The organism is Prescottella sp. D32 (assembly GCF_037287305.1).
GTDB lineage: Bacteria > Actinomycetota > Actinomycetes > Mycobacteriales > Mycobacteriaceae > Prescottella > Prescottella equi.
This window is the reverse complement of sequence record NZ_JARBSW010000003.1, coordinates 76,373-94,410: the sequence shown is the minus strand read 5'-3', so window position 1 is coordinate 94,410 and position 18,038 is coordinate 76,373. Positions and strand designations below refer to the sequence as shown.

The following is an 18,038-nucleotide window of genomic DNA, read 5'->3' as shown; positions in this document are numbered from 1 at the left end:
GCGATGTCCGCAGGTCCGGTGGGCGTAGTGGGGGCCGGGTACGTGGGGCTGACGACGGCGGCCTGTCTGTCGCACCTGGGCCACTCGGTGCGGTGTGTGGACAGCGATGCGACCCGAGTCGAGCGGTTACGGCGGGGTGTGGTCGACATTCTCGAGCCGCGTCTCGCCGAGCTCGTGCACGCCGGATTGCGCGGCGGGACGGTGTGTTTCGACACCGAACTCGGTGCACTCACCTCGTGCGGTGTCGTGGTTCTCTGCCTGCCCACGCCCTCCGGCCGGGACGGCGCACCCGACCTGGCGAGCGTGACATCGGTGTCCCGACGCATCACCCGCGAGATCGCGGGGCCGGTGGTGCTGGCGGTGAAATCCACCGTCCCGCCGGGAAGCGCTCGCACACTGCAGGATTCCATCGGCCGCGGCCGTATCGACGTGGTCAGCAATCCCGAGTTCCTCCGCGAAGGCCGTTCGGTGGCGGACTTCCTGCGGCCCGAACGGATCGTGGTCGGTGGTGCCGACGGCGCCGCCGTCGACGCCGTCACGTCGCTGTACCGGTCGGTTCCCGCGCCGATCTTCCGCACGGACTGGGCGAGCGCCGAACTCGCGAAGTACGCGTGCAACAGCTTCCTCGCGGTCAAGGCGTCGTACACCAACGAACTCGCCGATCTGTGCTCGGCGGTGGGCGCCGACGTGACCGAGGTGACCGCGGTGATGGCGGCGGATCCGCGAATCGGAGGTGCGTTCCTCGCGCCCGGTCCGGGATGGGGTGGATCCTGCCTGCCCAAGGACACCTGCGGCATGCTCGACGCCGGGCGGCGGGCGGGGGTGGTGCTGGACACCGTGCGGGCGGCGGTGCAGTCGAACGCCCGCCATCGCCGCCGGCTGGTGGCCGACATCGTCCGCGAGCTCACGGGGGAACCGGCGGCATCCCTGGCCGGATATCGGATAGGGGTCCTCGGTCTGACCTTCAAGGCAGGCACTGGCGACGTGCGGGAGTCGCCCGCGCTGGCGGTCGTCCACGAACTGTGTGTCCGCGGCGCGGTCGTGACCGCGTACGACCCGGCATGCGGCTCAGGGCGGGCATCGGCCGTGGACGCGGAGGGCGAGTTCCAGGTGGTCGCAAACCGGCGGCGGCGGTGAAGAGCGCGTCGGCCGTGGTGGTCCTCACCGAATGGCTCGAGTTCCGGACCGTCGACTGGCGCGCCGCGGCGCGAGAAGTGCAGCGGCCGCTCGTCATCGATGCGCGAAACCTGCTCGATCCCGCGGCTCTGGAGGCCTGTGGCTTCTCCTACCGCGGGATCGGCAGGCCGTGAACGTTGGGCAGACTCACGATTCGTCGTTGCGGCGCTCCCGGTGCACGTCGTTCATCTGCCGGGTCTTGCCCTCGGCCGTACCGGCTTCCGGGGTGGGCGAGTTGCCCTGGCGCCTGCGATGCCACCAGCGCACGTTGATCGCGGCGACGATCACCACGAGTGCGACGATGACGAGTATTTCCATCTGCTGATCCTCCTCGACGTTCCAGTGCTTCGCTGCCGCGCCGGTTCGCGGCGCTACTTCTCCGGGTGCGTGGTCTCCGGGGGGTGGTCCTCGCCCCGGCGCGTACCACCCTGGTGTGCCGGTCCGACCCCGGGGTCGGACTCGGACGGTCGTTCGTGTTGCACGCCGCTCTTCTGTGCCTGCCCGGCGCCGTCGGGATCGCCGGCGCGTGCACGCATGTGCTCGGGGGACTTGGCCTCCTGCTGGCGATCGTCGTACGGCGGTATCGCGGCCTCGTCGGAGGACGCGCCGTGTCCGCCGGCATCCGCGGGCCGCTGCCACCCCGGTTCGCCCGACGAGATCGTCGACTCGTCCTCGAAGGCGCCCTCGCGCCGGTGGTCGCCTGCACTCGGCTCCTCGGCCCCGGTATCGCGGGAGCCCGGCGCGCCCCGCTCCGATTGCGGTTCCTCCTCCAGATGTTCGCCCGGTCGCTGCGTCATGGCTGCCTCCTCGATGTCCGTGCTCGCCGTCCGCCCCTCCGTGGACGTCGGGTACCCATTCGCTGGGTATGCCACACGCTCGATGTCCGTGAGCGGATTTCCCCGCCCGCCGGGGGTTGACCGCCGCGATCGCGGGGTACCCCGCTCGGACCCGAACAGGAAGGGGTACGACATGTCCAGCGACACTCGGCCGACGTCGGCTCGCAAGCGCTCGGCCACCGAGGTGGTGGCGCTGGTCTTCGGTGTCGTGTTCCTCGTCGTCGGAATCGCGGGCTTCATCCCCGGGATCACGACCGACTACGACACGATGACGTGGGCCGGCCACCATTCCGATGCGAAGCTGCTCGGAATCTTCGAAGTTTCCGTCCTGCACAACATCATCCATCTTGCGTTCGGTGTGGCCGGAATCGTGATGGCCCGGAGCATGCAAATGGCGCGGACTTACCTGATCGCCGGAGGCGTGGTCTACTTCGCGGTGTGGATCTACGGTGTGTCGATCAACCGTGACGACGCGGCGAACTTCATTCCGGTCAACGACGCCGACAACTGGCTCCACCTGGGGCTCGCGGTCGCGATGATCGTCATCGGCGGTTTCCTCCCGCCGATGGAGACGCGCAACGCGCAGCCGGCGTCCAGGCGGATGGACTGACCGTCACGTCGGTTTCCTGGTGCCGACCTCGCCTCGCCGCAGGGCCGACGTCAGCCGCGTGAGCACCGAGCGGTCCTCGAGGACGGGGCTGCCGGTGCCCGCGCGATCGACCATCCCCTCGGCCAGTTCGCGGACGACATCCGGTCCCTCGGTGTGCGTGACCCAACCCAACTCGTCGCGGGCGCGGGCGGGGTCCACGAGCGGAGTCGAGTACGCCAGGTCGATCCAGCCTCCGTCGACGGGTTGCAGGTGCAGCCGCCACGTCACCTGGGCGGCCGCCCGGAGCAGTCGGGACGGGACGTGCAGACCATGGACGGAGAGTCCGGCAAGGACGTCGGCGCCCGTCGCCGGGACGTCGGACGCGATGTTGTAGATCCCGGATTTCCGCCGCCGGGTCGCGAGGACGATCGCTCGCGCCGCCTCTTCGGCGTGCACCGCCGGGATGCACATGCCTCGGTCGATCGGCACCACGGGCGCGACGCGCAGAACGCCGGCGGGCACCCAGTCGGGAAGAATGTAGTGCAGCAACTGGTTTCCCGCCCGGTACTGACCGATCAGGCCGGCGCGCAGGACCGTCACGGACGGGCCGGCGCCGGAATCGACATGGCGGCGGACGACGTCCTCGGCGGCCACCTTGTCCCGGCTGTAGACCGAGGACCGCACACCGGTGGTGGGCCACGACTCGTCGACGGGTCGCCCGTACGAGCCCGGCGCGTAGACGGCGGAGGAGGACATGTGGACGACGTGCCCGACGCCGCCCGTCGCTGCGGCCGCGAGCACGGCGCGTGTCCCGTCGACCCCGGTCGCCCGCAGGTAGTGGCGTCGATGGGTGGGCTGGAAACCCCACGCGAGGTGGACGACGGCGTCGGCATCCGCGAACGGGAGTGCGAGTTGCTCGGCGGCGTCGGGGGCGGCGACGTCCACGGTGTGCCAGGCCACGCCGGCGTACGGGGGTTCGTCCGGAGGCCTCCGCCGCGCGATTCCGACGATCTCGTGGTCGCCGTCCTCCCGCAACGCCTGCAACAGGGCCGTGCCGAGGTTCCCGGTGGCGCCGGTGATCGCGATCCGCATCGTCACCCTCGTTTCGCGGAACGCCACACGACGTCCGCCACGACGCGGTTCACGCTTCGCCGGACCGGCGCCCCGATACCGTGCCGGGCAAGGGCGGCCCGGGCCGCGTTGAGGCCGCACACGCCGTGCACGCCGCCACCGGGGTGCGCCGACGCGCTGGCCAGGAACAGGTTCTTCACGGGAGTCTCCGGCCGCGACGACCCGGGAACGGGACGGAAGATCAGTTGCTGGTGCAACTGGGCGGTTCCGCCGTTGACAGCGCCGTTCACCAGGTTCGCGTCGGCGCGTTCGAGATCCGACGGCCGTTGGACGCTTCGCGCGACGATGTTCGAACCGAAGCCGGGAGCGAAACGCTCGAGCTGTTCGTCGGTGCGTTCGGCGATCTTGTCCGCGCTGGCATCGTCGGCCACGCCCCGCGGGAGGTGCGTGTACGCCCATGCGCTCTCCGTGCCGTCCGGCGAGCGGGTCGGATCGGCGGTCGTCATCTGGCCCACCAGCAGGAACGGGTGCTCGGGGAGCTCCCCGGCCGCCAGCTGCGTGTGCCACTTCGCGAGCCTGGTGGTGTCGCCGCCCACATGTACGGTTCCGGCACGGCGGACCGAGTCGGCCTGCCACGGGATGGGCTCGCGCAGAGCGTAGTTCACTTTCACCACCGGGGTGTCCCACTCGAAGTTCGCGAGCGCGGCGCGCACGTTCGCGGGCACGACGTCCTGCGGCAGCAGACGCTCGTAGAGCGCGGGCGCCGACACGTCCGCGAGGACAGCGCGACGAGCGCCGAACGTCTGGCCGTCGGACAGGCGAACCCCCGTTGCCGCGCCGCCCTGCACGGTCACGGCGTCGACACGACTGTCGCATTCCACCCGGCCGCCCGCCGATTCCAGTCGGCGCACCAGGGCGTCGGTGAGCGCGCCCGCACCACCCACGGGGACCGGGAAACCCACGTCCTGCGCCAGCATCCCCAACAGGAATCCCATCGCCCCGCTGATCGGGGCGTCGGGTGGCACGTCGGCGTGCAGTGCATTGCCGAGGAGCAGGACCTTCGCCGCCTCGCCGGCGAACAGTTCCTGCCCCATCCGGTTCGCCGGCAACAACAGGAACCGGGCGATGCGCAGCGCCTCAGCCGAGCCCAGCTCGCGCAGTAGCTTCACCGGCCCCTTCAGCGGGGGAAACGGGCCGAACAGGGTGTCCAGCAGGGGCTCTCGGATGCGCTCCCACGTCTGGTACAGCTCGAGCCACCGTTCCCCGTCGCCGCTGCGGAACCGCTCCAGTGCGGCTGCGGTGTCCGCGGCCTCGGGAAGGACGGCGGGCGCGTTCGAGTCCTCGGCGTCCAGCGGATGGGCCACCGCGATGGGAGCTCGACTCCACGACAACCCGTGCCGGTCCAGGTCCAGCTCGGCGAACGCGGGCGATACCGCGCTGAGGGGATAGAACGCACTGAACCGGTCGTACCGGTATCCGGGGTGGAGGTCACCGGAACGCACGGCTCCTCCCGGTGTCGGTTCGGCCTCGAGGACCAGCACGTCCCATCCTCGATCCGCGAGTGTGATCGCGGCGACCAGTCCGTTGGGTCCGGCGCCGACGACGATTGCATCCGCCTTCTCCGTCATCCGATCACCCGAGCCTCGGTGCGGTCGAGCCGTCGCGCGGATGGGCGGGGCCCTCCGCGAGCAGTGCCAACCGGCGGATGCACTCCCGGTTGCGCGGCACCGCCGCCAGTTCGACGACGCTCTGCGGAAACCACGACATGGGAGGGGAGGCGAGATGCTCGCCCATCTCGATGAGGCTGCCCACCCCGTCGGGGCGGACCTGGATTTCGATCCGGGCCCGGCCGAAGGCTTTCGCGCGGGCCAGAAGGGTCAGCGACTTCCCCGGATCCTCCTCGAGAACCTCGGTGTGGTCGTCGATGAGGAACGGCCACAATCCGACCGAATGGTGGATACGCGCACCGGGGGCGGGCCAGGCCGGGTCCACGGCCCGCATTCGGGACGCGCCGACCACCCAGCCCGGATACCGCCAGCCGTCGGCGAGCACCTCCCACACCTTGTCGGGAGAAGCGGTGGTCTCCCAGTGCGCCTCGAATCTCATGTCTGCCTCTCCGGGTGCTGCTCGGGACCGATCGGAACAGACGGTGTATTCCCGAGGGGCCGAGAAGTGAAACGTGCCCGGCATGGTTGGCTGCGCGCCCGCCCGGGTACACGGACCGTGCCCGCCGTCGTCGAGACGGATGCGAGCATCGGAGGAGCTTGGTGCGATCGAGAGTCCGGAGGACCTACTCGTGACCGGCGCGGTCTCGAATCGGGAGCCGCCGGGGGCGCAGCTCGTCACGATCACCACGTTGGCCGAGCTGGTCGCCCTCACGGCGTCCACACACGGCATCTTCCTGCGCTACTCCGCCGGCCCCGAACGCGATGCCGCAGATTGTCGGAGCCGAGACCGGGAGTCGGAAATCGACATGCCGGGCCTGACCGTCACGCCACTGTCCCTCGAACCGTGGTGGCCGCGGACTGCTGAGGAATGGATCGCGCGCCGGCTGCACCGTTGCTGCGGCCTCGTCGAACAAGTGCCCGCCGAGCAGGGCTCGGAGCCGGATCGGTTTCCCTGGTTGCTCACCGGCACCGTCATCGGACACAGCCTGGATCTCGAACCGCTGGTCGCCCAGTTCCGTCCGCTGGCCCGAATCCATCGATCCGTGCTCGAGGAGGCCGCGCGCCTGTTCGAGCAGCAGTTCGCTCCCTCCACTCCAACTTCCGAATAGCCGAAGAGAGAGGCAAGTCGCATGAAGAAGATCATCGCCACCGCTCTGGTGGGTGCCGGCGCCGTGCTGCCGTTGGCGGGGTGCGGAGACGGCAACGACGACAACACCGACACCACGATGCAGACGTCGATGGAGATGCCCGCGACCACCGAGACGGAGAGCGAAGAATCGACCCCCACATCGGTCACATCGACCGACCAGCTGGGCACGTTCGATCAGGCGAAGCTCGATGCGTTCGTGGTCGCATTTCGAAGCGGGTACTCGGATCTCTCCGAGGACCGCGACGACGACAGCATCGAGAACATCGTCATCGCGTCCTGCAACGACCTGGCGAACGGGGTCAGCGAGGAGCAGGTCACCGAGAAGATCCGGGTGCTGGCGGCCAACAAGGGAACCGAACCCTCGCAGGATCAGGCCGAACGGATCTACGACATCGTCACACCGGCCTGCCCGTGACACCTCGGCCCGACTGCGCCGCGCACCTGTCGAACTAGGCCGTCGCGGCCTCGCGCGGCGCGGTCAGGTGCCCGTACTTCAAATCGGCCCGCACCCAGTGTCCCTGCCGGCAGACCCGGATCAGGGCGTCGTCGAATGCGTCGATCAGCCATTCGTTCGCGGCTTCCACCAGGAACCGTTCGTTTCCGTCGTCGCGAGCGAAGAACTGCACTACCCATCGCGGGGGCTCTGTGCGTCGAGGGCTGGGATCGAGGGTGCCGAGCGGAGAGTTGGTGGCGAGGAGGAACCGGTCGAACTCGAACTCCACGCACAGGAGGAACCCGGTGCCGCGACGAACCACGGAGGTCGGTCTGCACGTCGCAATGGCGAGTGCATTGACTTCGTCGCGATAGAGCGAAGACAGATACGCCGCCGTCGGCACCCGCGATGCGCGCTCCGCGCGCCTCGTGGTCGTGACGGGTGCCGTCGCGAGTTCGTATAACGAAACGGGCACGGAGGGAGCCGCGTCCGCAGTTGGGCTGTCTCCGATTGCTGTCATGCGGCGAGCGTAGACCCCGTGTAGTACGTATTGAGCTGCGGAAACCGCCGAAAGCGCGATGGTCGTCCAACGATGCAGAAACGTTATGCAAAGTTATCGAATCGATATGAATTAGGTGCTGAAAGGTTCTGGACCGGGCGTCTGGCATGGTGGGCCGATGGAGACAACTGCACCGGAACCCGCCTCGGCGGGCTCTGCCCCCGCGTTCCATGGAATCCCGCTCCGTGTGCACCGCGCTCCCGTCCGCTGCCTGGACACCGCCGCCCTGAGCGCTGTGGAGCTTCAGCTCCGCGGCGCCGAGGATTCTGCCTTCGCGGCTCCCGGTGTCCTACGGACCACTGCGCGCTCGATGGGTGAGGCGGGTCTGCTCGACGAGTTCACCCTGGCCGCGGCGCGGGCTTATGCGGAGGAGGAGTCCGCCGTACCGCAGCTGGCTCTACTGGACGTGGAGATCGTTGTGAGTGCGAACCTGGCGGGAGTCGACGACGGTGCGCGCATCATCGCAACCGTGACCGAGGACGCCGTCATGGCGCATCCGGCACGGGCACTCGGATACATCGCGGCGGCTCGTTCCATGGGATTGGCGATCGCCGTGGACGAGGTGGGTGAGCGCCCGCAGTCGCTGGCGCTCTTGTCCCTGGTCGAGCCGGACGTGATCATCACGTCGGCCGACCTCGTTTCACGCCCCGCTCACGCGTTGACGGCACGGGCAGCGCATGCAGTCGCGGCCTACCGCGAGCGAACCGATGCCCTGGTGATCGCGCGCGGCGTCGACAGCGACCTGCAGCGGCGCCGCGCGCTCGGCGTCGGAGCGCGGTTCGGGATCGGCTCGTTCCCTCCTGCGACAGCCGCATCGGTCGCGGGTCACGGTGACTTCGATCCGGGACCGCGCTCCCGGCCCGAGGGCGCGTCGGACGGGCGTTCGACGCCCTTCACCATCGCCGCACCCGGTCGCCGGACGACGCGCAGCCTCAAGCGACTGTTGGTGTCGATGAGCAAGATGCTCGAGATGCAGGCCGCTTCGGCCGGCCAGGACACCATCGTGTTGGGTACGTTCCAGCACGCCGATCATTTCACTCCCGGTTCCAGGCGCCGCTGGGCTCATCTTGCGTCGCAAGTGGCCTACACCGGGATATACGGAGTGGGCATTCAGCCGATGATCGACTTCAACGTCCATCACGCGCCGCTCGACCACACCGACCGACTGGTCGACGAATGGAACGTCGTCGTCCTCGGATCGCACTTCTGCTGTGTGCTGGCCGCCCGGGACCTGCACAAAGGGACGGTCGACAGCGAACGCGAGTTCGAGTACGTGGTCTCCTACGATCGCCGCACCGTGACGCGTTGCGCGCACGCCGTCCTGGAGCGGTTCACCGACTGACGCACACGCGGGTATCCGGGGAACTGACCTATTCTGCTGCGATGGGTCAGTCGTCGGGTGCGCAGTTGGTGGTTCCGATCTGTCAGCTCGAAGACGGCGAGTGTGTGGCCGTTGTGTGGAACGGCGAGGACGCCAACTGCGACGCCGACTGCATTGACCTGTTTCCGTCGGACGTCGAGCGCCGGGCGCTTCCGGTTTTCGTTCCCATCACTCGCCGGAGCGCGAGCAGGGCCGCAGCCGTCTCCCGTGTGTCGGTTGTGACACCCGGATTGCTGGACGGCGATCCCACGCCGGTCCTCGGACTGATCGACCGTGCCCGCGCCGAGGGCGATCTCATTGCTCTCAGCGGCGTCGGGTCGCACTCGCGAGCCCTCGGCTTACTGCCTCTGATCGAGCCGGATGTGATCGTGGTCGGAGCGGGGGGGTTGTCGAACGGTGCGGACGGCGATCCGATCGCTCTGGCTCAGGCCCTCGCCGCGGTCGTCGAGCGCAGCAACGCGGTCGTGGTCGCCGACGGTATCGACACCGACCGCGACTGCGAGCACGCTCTCGCTCTCGGGATCCGCCACGGCTCGGGCCGGAAGTTCGAATCCCTGCACAGAACTCCCGATCCGATGCGCAGGACTCGGCCCCGACCGCTGCTCGCGGGCCCGACCTGGCAGGTGGACCCCGTCCCGGTCGGCAGCACCCCGTTCTCCCTCATTTCTCCCGGACGCGAACGGATTCGAAGCGTCAAGGGTCTCCTCGTCGAGATGAGCACACAGTTGGAGGAGCAGGCGCGATCGGCCGGCAGTGAGGTCGTCGCCCTCGGGACCTTTCAGCGGCTGCATCACTTTCCCGCGTCCACCGAGCGCCGATGGTCGAACCTCGCCCGCACCATTTCGTTCACGGCGGCGTACGGCGAACAGTTCTTGCCGGCAAGCGATCTGGGGATCCATCGGTATGGGCTGCACCCACACGATCCTCTGATCGACGAATGGAACGTGATCGTCATCGGTGCCCGGTTCGCGTGTGCACTCTCCGCTCTGGACCTGCACACCGGGGGATCCGACGACAAGCGTGAGTTCGACTACGTCGTCACGTACGACCGCAGCACGATCGTCCGCGCCGCCCGGTCGGTTCTGTGCCGACCCGTAGCGTCGGCGGCAACCGCCGCAGCCGGGGCCGTCAGGAGTCGAGCAGCACTCGGCGACTCGCGGCAATCGGACTCTGCGCGGTGAGTCCACCGTCGAGCACGAGGGTCTGGCCGCTCATGTACCGGGATTCGTCGGACGCGAGATAGACCATTGCCCATCCGATGTCGTCAGGGTCACCGATCATGTCGAGGGCGTTGTGCTGACGAATGTCGTCGATGACGTTCGCCGGAAGGTTGTCCCGGAGCGCCGGTGTCATCACCGCCCCGGGCGCGACGGCGTTGCAGCGAACGCCCTGCTTTCCGTACTGGGTGGCGATGTACTGGGTGAGACGGATGACGGCTGCCTTCGCCGCTCCGTAGGCGCACTGGAGAGTGTCGCCGGTGAGTCCGCCGACGGACACGGTGTTGATGATCGAACCACCGCCCGCCGCGATCATGTGAGGCAGCGCCAACTGTGACGCGACAACGGTGCTGCGGGCGTTGAGCGCCATCGTACGATCCCACTCGTCGAGGTCGAGTCGCAGCAGGTCGAGGTCCTTGCGCGGGTTGCTGCCGCCGACGTGATTGCACAGAACATCGATTCCACCGAATTCTGCGACCGCGTGGTCGATCATCGTGCGGATCGACTCGGCGTCCATCACGTCCACCTCTGTCCCGATTGCTCGCCCACCGGACTCGGACCGGCCGATGGTGGCGGCGGCACTCTCGGCGGCCTCCCGGTCGAGGTCGGCGATCAGAACGTGTGCGCCCTCGGCGACCATCAACTTCGCCGCGGCCTGACCGATTCCACTTGCAGCTCCGGTGATGACGATCTTCTTGCCGGAAAGTCGGTTCATTCTTGCGCCCTTTCTACGAATGAGTTCGAGCTGGGAACTGGCGATCGGCGTCGGCCGTGTGCGCCCGGACCGGTGATCGGGGCGATCACTTCTGCCTCGTGGCGCACCGGATGGCAAGTCTTCCGATCGGTCGAACTCGATGAGAACCAGTCAACAGTGTTGACGAAATGTTGTCAACAGTGTTGACGAAATGGAGTCGAGAGGGCCGCTCCGATCGATCCCGGTCGTCTCGGCTCCCGGCGCGCGGGCGTGGTGGTGGCGCCCCGACGGGCGAGACGGAAGCGATTGCGGCGACAATGGCGGCATGCCCCTGATTCAGATCAGTCAGACGCCCGGCCTGTCCGCCGAACAGAAGCGCGAGACCATCGCCGCCGTCACCAAGGCCTATGCCGAGGCGACCGGAAAGAACGCGTCGTCGGTGTGGGTGACGATCACCGAGGTTCCGCGCGAGCACTGGGGCGTGGGCGGCGAACCGCTGGGGTGATCGCACACCCGCGGATCGAGGCGACCCTGCGGTTCATGACGTGACGGATAACCCTCTGATACAGGAACTTTCGCACGCCGGTCAGGTTGGTGCCGTGCGCTCGGTAGAAGTCGTCGGGATCGTCGAACGTACCGAAATCGCCGTTCACGCCGGTCTTCTGAATGGCGGTGTCGGTGCCGACCCACGCCACGGGCGGCTCGGCGATGTCGTCGGTCCCGGCCCCGTAGCCGAGAAATGACCCGGTGGACGCCACGGTGTTGCGCAGGCCCGCCAGGTAGTCGGCATCGAGGATGACTCCCTCGAGATCGACCCAGCGGTCGTCGAACCACACCTCCGTCCAACTGTGCAGGATGTTTCGGGGTGCCATGCGGTACAGCGCGCCTTCGACGACGCCCTTCTGCAGACGCTTGTCGATGGTCGCCCCGTGGAATCGGCAGGGCACTCCGACGGCGCGGAGGAGTGCCATCAACAGGGTGGTCTTGGTGTTGCACTGGCCGTACCCGTCGGCGAGCACCCGGGACGCCGGGATCGCGTCGGATGCGTTGTATCCGAATTCGATTTCGTCCCTGACGAAGTCGTACACCGCGCCGATGCGCGCCGCGTACGGCAGTTCGCGCCATCCGCGCGATCCGATCAGCGCGCGAAGTGGTTCCCGCTCGTAGTCGAGGATGTCGGTGGGTCGCAGGTGAACGTCCATGCCTCGAACGTAGGAGAGGCGACGGTGGGGCGGCTTGAACGTTGCGGCTGATCTTCTACGCGGGGTCCGCCCCCGTCGGTCCGCCCGTGGGCCACGCGTCGCGGTCGACCGTCATTCCCAGCAGTGCCGACGGAGTGAGGCCGAAGTTCCTCTTGAACACCCGGCTCAAATGCGCGGAGTCGCTGAAGCCGGCCGCGACCGCCGCACGGGTGAGGTCGGATCCGGCCGCGACGTGTTCGGCGACCGCACGCAGGCGCACCCACAGCCCGTAGCGGCGGAACGGGATTCCCACCTCCTGGGTGAAGAGGTGTGTCAGCCGCGAGGGGGACAGGTGCGCCTCGGCGGCCGCACCGGTGAGCGTCGGCCGCGTCCCGGCGTTGCGTTCGAGATACTGCACCGCCGAGCGCACCGGTCGGGACAGCGCGCGGGATCGCGGCGGTCCCTCCGAGGTGATCGCTCCGAGCAGGTGGTCGATCGTGGCCGTGGCGCTCGGCTCACGCACACGCTCGGTCGCGATGCGGGCGAGGGTGTGCGCATACTCCTGGCCCCGGCTGCGTGATCCCACCGCGCCGAGCCCGCGGCCGCGGGGCCCCAGCGGCTCGACCAGCATCAGGAGCGCATCGCGGGACGTGCACCGCAGCCGGTGGGGGAGACCGCTCGGCACGACTGCGGCAGAGGCCTCGAGACTGCTGTCCGCGAATTCGAGGACGAACGGCTCGTCCAGCGTGATCAGGACCTGCACGGCATGGTGCGCGTGCAGATCGGCGTTGCCTCCGGGGCCTCGATAGAGGACGGCGCCGGGTGTCAGCGTGAGCATCCCGCCCCACGCGGACGGGCCGGAGGATGCCGGCTCCGCCGCCATGCGGCTAGGCCTTGCCGGTGCCGGCCGCGATGCCCCGGTCGAGCTGATCGACGAGTGCCTTGCCCAGGGTCGACAGCTGCATGACCTGCTTGTTGTCCAAGCCCTCGAAGACCAGCGCCTGAACGGTGGCGACATGCCCGGGTGCGGCCTCGACCACCTTGTCGTAGCCCTCGTCGGTGAGGACCGCGAACGCCCCGCGCGTGCCCGCCACCGTCTCGCGCCGAGCCCACCCACGCTTCTCGAGCCGGGTCACGACATGGGACAGCCGTGACAACGACGCGTTGGCCTGGAACGCGAGTTCGGACAGGCGCAGGCGCCGGTCGGGCGCCTCCGAGAGCACTGCGAGCACGAAGTACTCGAAGTGGGTCAGCTCGGAGTCGCGCTGCAGCTGGGTGTCGAGCGCCGCGGGCAGCCGGGTCACGAGGGAGACGAGCGTCCGCCACGCCTCCTGCTGTGCTCCGGTGAGCCAGGGAGTCTCGGTGCTCTGTTGCGCGCCCATCGGGTCGTTTCTCCGATCACTGAAGAGGTCGATCTCGGGTACCAGCGTGCCAAACCGGCACCGCCGGCGCGTGAGCGGGGAACAGAGGTCGAGCGGGGAAAGTTGAACGACATGTTAGGTTGAAGCTTCAACAAAGGAGTTCTCGTGAGCGAAATGCCGGCCATCTTCCTCAGCCACGGCGCACCCCCGCTGGTGGACAGCGCGCAGTGGGTCGACGAGCTGTCCCGGTGGTCCACCGATCTGCCGCGCCCGACGGCGATCCTCGTGATCTCCGCGCACTGGGAGTCGGCGCCGCTCACGATCGGTGCCACTGCAACCGGGACACCGCTCGTGTACGACTTCGGGGGCTTCCCGCGCCGCTTCTACGAGGTGACCTACCGGTCGCCGGGCGCACCCGACCTGGCCCGTCAGGTCGCCGCACTCATGCCCGACGACGAACCGGTTCACCACCAGCCCGACCGCGGTCTCGATCACGGTGCGTACGTGCCGCTCACCGTCATGTATCCCGGCGCGGACATCCCGGTGCTGCAGATGTCGATGCCCACCCTCGATCCGGTGCGCCTACTCGAACTAGGACGGCGGCTGCGTCCGCTGCGCGAGCAGGGGGTGCTGATCGTCGGATCCGGTTTCACGACGCACGGTCTTCCGTTCCTGCGCGATCCGTCGCCCGACGCCGTGGCGCCCGGATGGTCGGCGGAATTCGACGCGTGGGCGGCGGAGAAGCTGGCGGCCGGGGACGTCGACGCGTTGATCGACTTCCGTGCCCAGGCCCCCGGCATGCCGTACGCCCACCCGACGATCGAGCACTTCGCGCCGCTGTTCGTCACCCTCGGTGCGTCGAGCGATCCGGAACAGAGCGCCGACCAGGTGATCGACGGCTTCTGGATGGGCCTGGCGAAGCGTTCCTTCCAGGTGGTCTGACGCCGGATCAGGCCCGGCTGCGCAGGAACTCGAGTGCGCGGTCCGCGTGCAGGTTGGCGCGCAGCTCGCTGGAGATCACCTCGAGCACCGTCCGGTCGGTGTCGATGACGAACGTGCTGCGTTTGACCGGGGTGATCCGGCCGAGCAGTCCTCGCCGGACACCGAACTGCTCGGCGACGGTGCCGTCGACGTCGGCGAGCAGCGGGTAGTCGAACTCCTGCGCGCGGGCGAAACTCGCCTGCTTCTCGACGGCGTCGCGGCTGATACCCGCCACGGACGCGCCGGCCGCGGCGAACTCGCGTGCCAGATCACGGAAGTGGCACGCCTCGGCCGTACACACCGGAGTGGACGCCGCGGGATAGAAGAACAGCACGAGCGGTCCGTCTGTGAGCAGTGACGCCAGCGTGCGGCGGATGCCGTCCTGGTCGGGAAGGTCGAATTCGGGCGCGCGCTCTCCGGGCTTCATGGGCGCCGACGCTACCCGCGACCGCGGCATCGATCGGTGTTGCTGGGATGATGGGTGCATGCGCGGCGAGTCCACCACCATCCCAGCAGCTCCCTCGGCCGTTCCGGGCCGGGGGCCACGGCACGATTCGACCACCACCCGCGAGCAGTTCCGGTCGCTGGCGGCGGAGCATCGCGTGGTCCCCGTCATCCGCAAGGTGCTGGCGGACGCCGAGACCCCGCTGTCCGCCTACGCCAAGTTGGCGGGCAGCCGCCCGGGCACGTTCCTGCTGGAGTCGGCAGAGAACGGCCGGTCCTGGTCGCGCTGGTCGTTCATCGGGGCGGGTAGTCCCGCCGCCCTCACCGTGCGGGACGGCGAGGCCTCGTGGTTCGGCAACGTTCCGGCCGGAGCGCCGTCCGGCGGCGATCCGCTGGTCGCGCTCGGCCGTACCCTCGAACTACTGCGCAGTGAGCGTCTGCCGGACCTGCCGCCGCTGACCGGCGGCATGGTCGGCTTCCTGGGATACGACGCCGTCCGACGGCTCGAGCGGCTGCCGGACCACGCGGTGGACGACCTGCAGATCCCCGAGATGGTGATGCTGCTCGCGACGGACCTCGCGGCGGTCGACCACCACGAGGGCGCGATCACTCTCATCGCGAACGCGGTCAACTGGGACGGATCCGACGAGCGCGTCGACGAGGCCTACGACGATGCGCTCGCGCGGTTGGATCGGATGACGGCGGCGCTGGCGGCGCCCGCCCCGTCGACCGTGTCCACCTTCGCGCGGCCGGAGCCCGTGTACCGCCGCCAGCGGACCACCGAGAGCTTCGGGGCGGACGTGCGCCGGCTGATCGACGAGATCGAGGCGGGCGAGGCGTTCCAGGTGGTGCTCTCGCAGCGCTTCGAGATGGATTGCACCGCAGAGCCGATCGACGTCTACCGGATGCTGCGGGCGTCGAACCCGAGCCCGTACATGTACCTGTTGCAGGTGCCCGGCCCGGAGGGGGAGACGGCCTTCTCGATCGTCGGCTCCAGCCCGGAGGCGCTCGTCACGGTCAAGGAAGGCGTCGCGACGACGCACCCGATCGCGGGCACCCGGTGGCGCGGTGCCACCGAGGAGGACGACATCCTGCTCGAGAAGGACCTTCTCGCCGACGAGAAGGAGAACTCCGAGCACCTGATGCTCGTGGACCTCGGGCGCAACGATCTCGGCCGGGTGTGCGAGCCGGGAACCGTCAAGGTGCACGACTATCGGCACATCGAGCGGTACAGCCACGTCATGCATCTCGTGTCGACGGTGACCGGACGGCTGTCCGAGGGCAGGCACGCGCTCGATGCGGTCACCGCCTGCTTCCCCGCCGGGACGCTGTCCGGCGCACCGAAGGTGCGCGCGATGGAACTCATCGACGAACTCGAGCCGACACGGCGCGGCATCTACGGCGGCATCGTCGGCTACCTCGACTTCGCCGGTGACGCGGACACCGCGATCGCGATCCGCACGGCGTTGATCAAGGACGGCACGGCATACGTGCAGGCGGGCGCCGGCGTGGTCGCCGATTCGGATCCGGTGTACGAGGACACGGAGGCGCGGAACAAGGCGATGTCGGCGCTCAGTGCCGTCGCCGCCGCGCAGACGCTGCGGCCCTTCGGGGGCGCTTCGGAGGTGAACGGCGTTGAGTGAGAAGAAGACCGCGAACCCCGCTTCGCGCAGCAAGCGGGCAACCGGGGTGGCGGCGTTGCTGCTCGCCGTCGCGGCGCTGTGCCTGTGGGCGTCCTCCCGGATGACGTGGGTGACGGTGACGTCCGCGGACGGACTCGGCGAGGAGCGCATCACCGAACTCGACGGCGGCACCTGGGCTGCCGCCACGACGCCTCTCGCTCTCGCGCTGATCGCTGCGATCGCGGCCGCCTTCGCGGTGCGCGGATGGTTGTTGCGGGTGGTCGGGCTCCTGGTCGCCGTCGTCGCGGTGGTCGCCGCGATACCGGCCGTCGGGTTGCTCGTCGGCGGCGCTTCCGACGAGAAGGCCTCCGACATCGCGGGTTTCGAACGTGTCGCGACTCAGGTCACCGCGACCGAGGTGGCCACCGCCCCGGCGCTGTTGGTGCTGGTGGGGTCCGTCGTCGCCTTCGGTGCCGCGTTCGTTCTGATCCGGAAACCGTCTGCGGCAGGAGGACTCTCGTCGAAGTACGACAGCCCGGCGGCGCGGCGGGAGGCCACCGCCAAGCGGGGCGCCTCGCATGCGGAGAACGAGCCGCCGACCCAGCGCATGCTGTGGGACGCGCTCGACGCAGGTGAGGACCCGACCGTCGACGGGGGCGATCGCGCCTCCGCTGCAGGTGAGTCAAGCCCTGCGGCACCGGATGTGACCAAGGACACCGGGCCCTCGGGTACCCGCTCGGAGTCCGAATAACTGCGACCTCTAGGCTGAGTCAAGAGCCGATGAGTTTCCTCACATCGGTTGACATGCCGGAAAGGACTCGGGCCACGATGACCGTTCTCGACTCGATTCTCGACGGAGTGCGCGCCGACGTCGCCGCCCGTGAAGCCGTTCTCGACCTCTCTGCCGTGAAGGCCGCGGCCGCTGCCGCCCCTCCGGCGCTCGACGCGGCCGCCGCCCTGCGCGCGCCCGGAATCGGCGTCATCGCCGAGGTGAAGCGGGCGAGCCCGTCGAAGGGCGCCCTCGCCGACATCCCGGACCCCGCGGTGCTGGCAGCGGCATACGAGGCCGGCGGGGCGCGGATGATCAGCGTGCTCACCGAGGAGCGGCGTTTCCACGGCTCGCTCGCTGATCTCGACGCTGTCCGCAAGGCCGTGAACATTCCGGTCCTGCGCAAGGACTTCATCGTCGGGCCGTACCAGATCCACGAGGCGCGCGCGCACGGCGCGGACGTGATCCTGCTGATCGTCGCCGCACTCGAGCAGCACGTGCTCGCGTCGCTGCTGGACCGTACCGAGTCGCTGGGGATGACCGCGCTCGTCGAGGTCCACACCGAGGAGGAGGCTGACCGCGCGCTCGAGGCCGGCGCCAGCGTCATCGGCATCAACGCCCGCAACCTCAAGACGCTCGAGGTCGACATGGACACGTTCGGGCGCATCGCCCCGGGTCTGCCGACGGACCTCGTGAAGATCGCCGAGTCCGGCGTTCGTGGTACCGCGGACCTGCTGGCGTACGCCGGTGCCGGTGCCGACGCGGTCCTGGTCGGGGAGGGGTTGGTCACCAGCGGCGATCCGCGTGCCGCCGTGTCGGATCTCGTGACGGCGGGTGCGCATCCGTCGTGCCCCAAGCCGTCGCGCTGACGGCACGCTTCCCGTCGGACCCGACCGCTCGTTCTCGA

General features: G+C 69.0%; 23 protein-coding genes. 12 read left to right on the top strand and 11 right to left on the bottom strand.

All coding sequences use genetic code 11. The features are described from left to right. The first annotated feature begins 3 nt into the window (after nucleotides 1–3). Both PSS76_RS15030 and PSS76_RS15025 read left to right on the top strand, forming a co-directional pair. Nucleotides 4–1,137, top strand: coding sequence for a UDP-glucose dehydrogenase family protein (locus tag PSS76_RS15030; RefSeq protein ID WP_272818706.1), 1,134 nt, complete (start codon nucleotides 4–6; stop codon nucleotides 1,135–1,137). Then, nucleotides 1,134–1,310 (top strand): UDP binding domain-containing protein, encoded by a 177-nt coding sequence (locus tag PSS76_RS15025; protein WP_272818707.1) that lies wholly within the window; start codon nucleotides 1,134–1,136, stop codon nucleotides 1,308–1,310. Before PSS76_RS15030 ends, PSS76_RS15025 begins: the two co-directional genes overlap by 4 nt. Nucleotides 1,311–1,323: 13 nt before the next feature. Here PSS76_RS15025 and PSS76_RS15020 read toward each other — a convergent pair whose 3' ends face one another. Both PSS76_RS15020 and PSS76_RS15015 read right to left on the bottom strand, forming a co-directional pair. Further along, the gene (locus tag PSS76_RS15020; RefSeq protein ID WP_337456309.1) at nucleotides 1,324–1,494 is read right to left on the bottom strand and encodes a hypothetical protein; all 171 of its coding nucleotides are present in this window, start codon (nucleotides 1,492–1,494) and stop codon (nucleotides 1,324–1,326) included. Nucleotides 1,495–1,547: 53 nt separating this feature from the next. Beyond that, nucleotides 1,548–1,973: a hypothetical protein gene (locus PSS76_RS15015; RefSeq protein WP_013416192.1), complete on the bottom strand. Its 426-nt coding sequence runs from the start codon at nucleotides 1,971–1,973 to the stop codon at nucleotides 1,548–1,550. A gap of 172 nt (nucleotides 1,974–2,145) precedes the next feature. Here PSS76_RS15015 and PSS76_RS15010 point away from each other — a divergent pair, with 172 nt between their 5' ends. After that, nucleotides 2,146–2,622, top strand: coding sequence for a DUF4383 domain-containing protein (locus tag PSS76_RS15010; protein WP_069856416.1), 477 nt, complete (start codon nucleotides 2,146–2,148; stop codon nucleotides 2,620–2,622). 3 nt (nucleotides 2,623–2,625) lie between these two features. Here PSS76_RS15010 and PSS76_RS15005 read toward each other — a convergent pair whose 3' ends face one another. The 3 genes from PSS76_RS15005 to PSS76_RS14995 are packed head-to-tail and all read right to left on the bottom strand — an operon-like array spanning nucleotide 2,626 to nucleotide 5,778. After that, nucleotides 2,626–3,693, bottom strand: coding sequence for an NAD-dependent epimerase/dehydratase family protein (locus tag PSS76_RS15005; protein WP_081122085.1), 1,068 nt, complete (start codon nucleotides 3,691–3,693; stop codon nucleotides 2,626–2,628). A 2-nt stretch (nucleotides 3,694–3,695) separates the two neighbouring features. Continuing rightward, nucleotides 3,696–5,300, bottom strand: coding sequence for a phytoene desaturase family protein (locus PSS76_RS15000; RefSeq protein WP_081122084.1), 1,605 nt, complete (start codon nucleotides 5,298–5,300; stop codon nucleotides 3,696–3,698). Nucleotides 5,301–5,304: 4 nt separating this feature from the next. Next, nucleotides 5,305–5,778, bottom strand: a complete 474-nt coding sequence (locus tag PSS76_RS14995) for an SRPBCC family protein (RefSeq protein ID WP_081122083.1) — start codon at nucleotides 5,776–5,778, stop codon at nucleotides 5,305–5,307. A gap of 190 nt (nucleotides 5,779–5,968) precedes the next feature. Here PSS76_RS14995 and PSS76_RS14990 point away from each other — a divergent pair, with 190 nt between their 5' ends. Further along, on the top strand, nucleotides 5,969–6,448 hold the full coding sequence (locus PSS76_RS14990) for a DUF6098 family protein (RefSeq protein WP_139793043.1): 480 nt from the start codon (nucleotides 5,969–5,971) through the stop codon (nucleotides 6,446–6,448). 21 nt (nucleotides 6,449–6,469) lie between these two features. Beyond that, complete coding sequence (locus PSS76_RS14985; protein WP_005512848.1) at nucleotides 6,470–6,904, top strand: hypothetical protein; 435 nt, start codon at nucleotides 6,470–6,472, stop codon at nucleotides 6,902–6,904. A gap of 34 nt (nucleotides 6,905–6,938) precedes the next feature. On the opposite strand, the gene PSS76_RS14980 is transcribed toward PSS76_RS14985, so the two are convergent. Then, entirely contained in the window at nucleotides 6,939–7,442 is a 504-nt protein-coding gene (locus tag PSS76_RS14980) for a hypothetical protein (protein ID WP_217626848.1), read from the bottom strand. A gap of 157 nt (nucleotides 7,443–7,599) precedes the next feature. Between PSS76_RS14980 and PSS76_RS14975 the strand changes: the two genes are divergently transcribed. Together PSS76_RS14975 and PSS76_RS14970 are read left to right on the top strand one after the other, a co-directional pair. Then, nucleotides 7,600–8,823 (top strand): DICT sensory domain-containing protein, encoded by a 1,224-nt coding sequence (locus PSS76_RS14975; RefSeq protein WP_337456308.1) that lies wholly within the window; start codon nucleotides 7,600–7,602, stop codon nucleotides 8,821–8,823. A 41-nt stretch (nucleotides 8,824–8,864) separates the two neighbouring features. Then, a complete protein-coding gene (locus PSS76_RS14970) occupies nucleotides 8,865–10,043 on the top strand; it encodes a DICT sensory domain-containing protein (protein ID WP_337456307.1) in 1,179 nt (392 codons plus the stop codon). Here PSS76_RS14970 and PSS76_RS14965 read toward each other — a convergent pair. After that, the gene (locus PSS76_RS14965) at nucleotides 9,991–10,794 is read right to left on the bottom strand and encodes an SDR family NAD(P)-dependent oxidoreductase (RefSeq protein ID WP_064077946.1); all 804 of its coding nucleotides are present in this window, start codon (nucleotides 10,792–10,794) and stop codon (nucleotides 9,991–9,993) included. The two genes, PSS76_RS14970 and PSS76_RS14965, sit on opposite strands and share 53 nt — an antisense overlap. 304 nt (nucleotides 10,795–11,098) lie before the next feature. Between PSS76_RS14965 and PSS76_RS14960 the strand changes: the two genes are divergently transcribed. Then, nucleotides 11,099–11,278, top strand: a complete 180-nt coding sequence (locus PSS76_RS14960; RefSeq protein ID WP_005512856.1) for a tautomerase family protein — start codon at nucleotides 11,099–11,101, stop codon at nucleotides 11,276–11,278. Here PSS76_RS14960 and PSS76_RS14955 read toward each other — a convergent pair. Genes PSS76_RS14955 through PSS76_RS14945 form a run of 3 tightly spaced genes read right to left on the bottom strand, consistent with a single transcriptional unit; the run spans nucleotide 11,226 to nucleotide 13,336 of the window. After that, nucleotides 11,226–11,975 carry a transglutaminase-like domain-containing protein gene (locus PSS76_RS14955; RefSeq protein WP_337456306.1) on the bottom strand — a complete coding sequence of 250 codons (750 nt, stop codon included), beginning with the start codon at nucleotides 11,973–11,975 and terminating at the stop codon, nucleotides 11,226–11,228. The genes PSS76_RS14960 and PSS76_RS14955 overlap by 53 nt on opposite strands. Nucleotides 11,976–12,030: 55 nt before the next feature. Beyond that, complete coding sequence (locus tag PSS76_RS14950) at nucleotides 12,031–12,837, bottom strand: helix-turn-helix transcriptional regulator (protein ID WP_145237252.1); 807 nt, start codon at nucleotides 12,835–12,837, stop codon at nucleotides 12,031–12,033. Between the two features lie 4 nt (nucleotides 12,838–12,841). Next, nucleotides 12,842–13,336 carry a MarR family winged helix-turn-helix transcriptional regulator gene (locus PSS76_RS14945; RefSeq protein ID WP_337456304.1) on the bottom strand — a complete coding sequence of 165 codons (495 nt, stop codon included), beginning with the start codon at nucleotides 13,334–13,336 and terminating at the stop codon, nucleotides 12,842–12,844. 153 nt (nucleotides 13,337–13,489) lie between these two features. Here PSS76_RS14945 and PSS76_RS14940 point away from each other — a divergent pair, with 153 nt between their 5' ends. Further along, nucleotides 13,490–14,257 (top strand): dioxygenase family protein, encoded by a 768-nt coding sequence (locus PSS76_RS14940; RefSeq protein ID WP_084866531.1) that lies wholly within the window; start codon nucleotides 13,490–13,492, stop codon nucleotides 14,255–14,257. 7 nt (nucleotides 14,258–14,264) lie between these two features. Here the strand turns inward: PSS76_RS14940 and PSS76_RS14935 are convergent, their stop codons facing one another. After that, on the bottom strand, nucleotides 14,265–14,723 hold the full coding sequence (locus PSS76_RS14935) for a peroxiredoxin (RefSeq protein WP_084866532.1): 459 nt from the start codon (nucleotides 14,721–14,723) through the stop codon (nucleotides 14,265–14,267). Between the two features lie 58 nt (nucleotides 14,724–14,781). Here PSS76_RS14935 and PSS76_RS14930 point away from each other — a divergent pair, with 58 nt between their 5' ends. The 3 genes from PSS76_RS14930 (at nucleotide 14,782) to trpC (ending at nucleotide 18,000) form a co-directional block, all read left to right on the top strand. Then, nucleotides 14,782–16,383, top strand: a complete 1,602-nt coding sequence (locus tag PSS76_RS14930) for an anthranilate synthase component I (protein WP_022596231.1) — start codon at nucleotides 14,782–14,784, stop codon at nucleotides 16,381–16,383. Continuing rightward, complete coding sequence (locus PSS76_RS14925; protein ID WP_022596230.1) at nucleotides 16,376–17,113, top strand: TIGR02234 family membrane protein; 738 nt, start codon at nucleotides 16,376–16,378, stop codon at nucleotides 17,111–17,113. Before PSS76_RS14930 ends, PSS76_RS14925 begins: the two co-directional genes overlap by 8 nt. 77 nt (nucleotides 17,114–17,190) lie before the next feature. Beyond that, a complete protein-coding gene (gene trpC, locus PSS76_RS14920) occupies nucleotides 17,191–18,000 on the top strand; it encodes an indole-3-glycerol phosphate synthase TrpC (protein WP_013416178.1) in 810 nt (269 codons plus the stop codon). The last annotated feature ends 38 nt before the right edge of the window (nucleotides 18,001–18,038 follow it).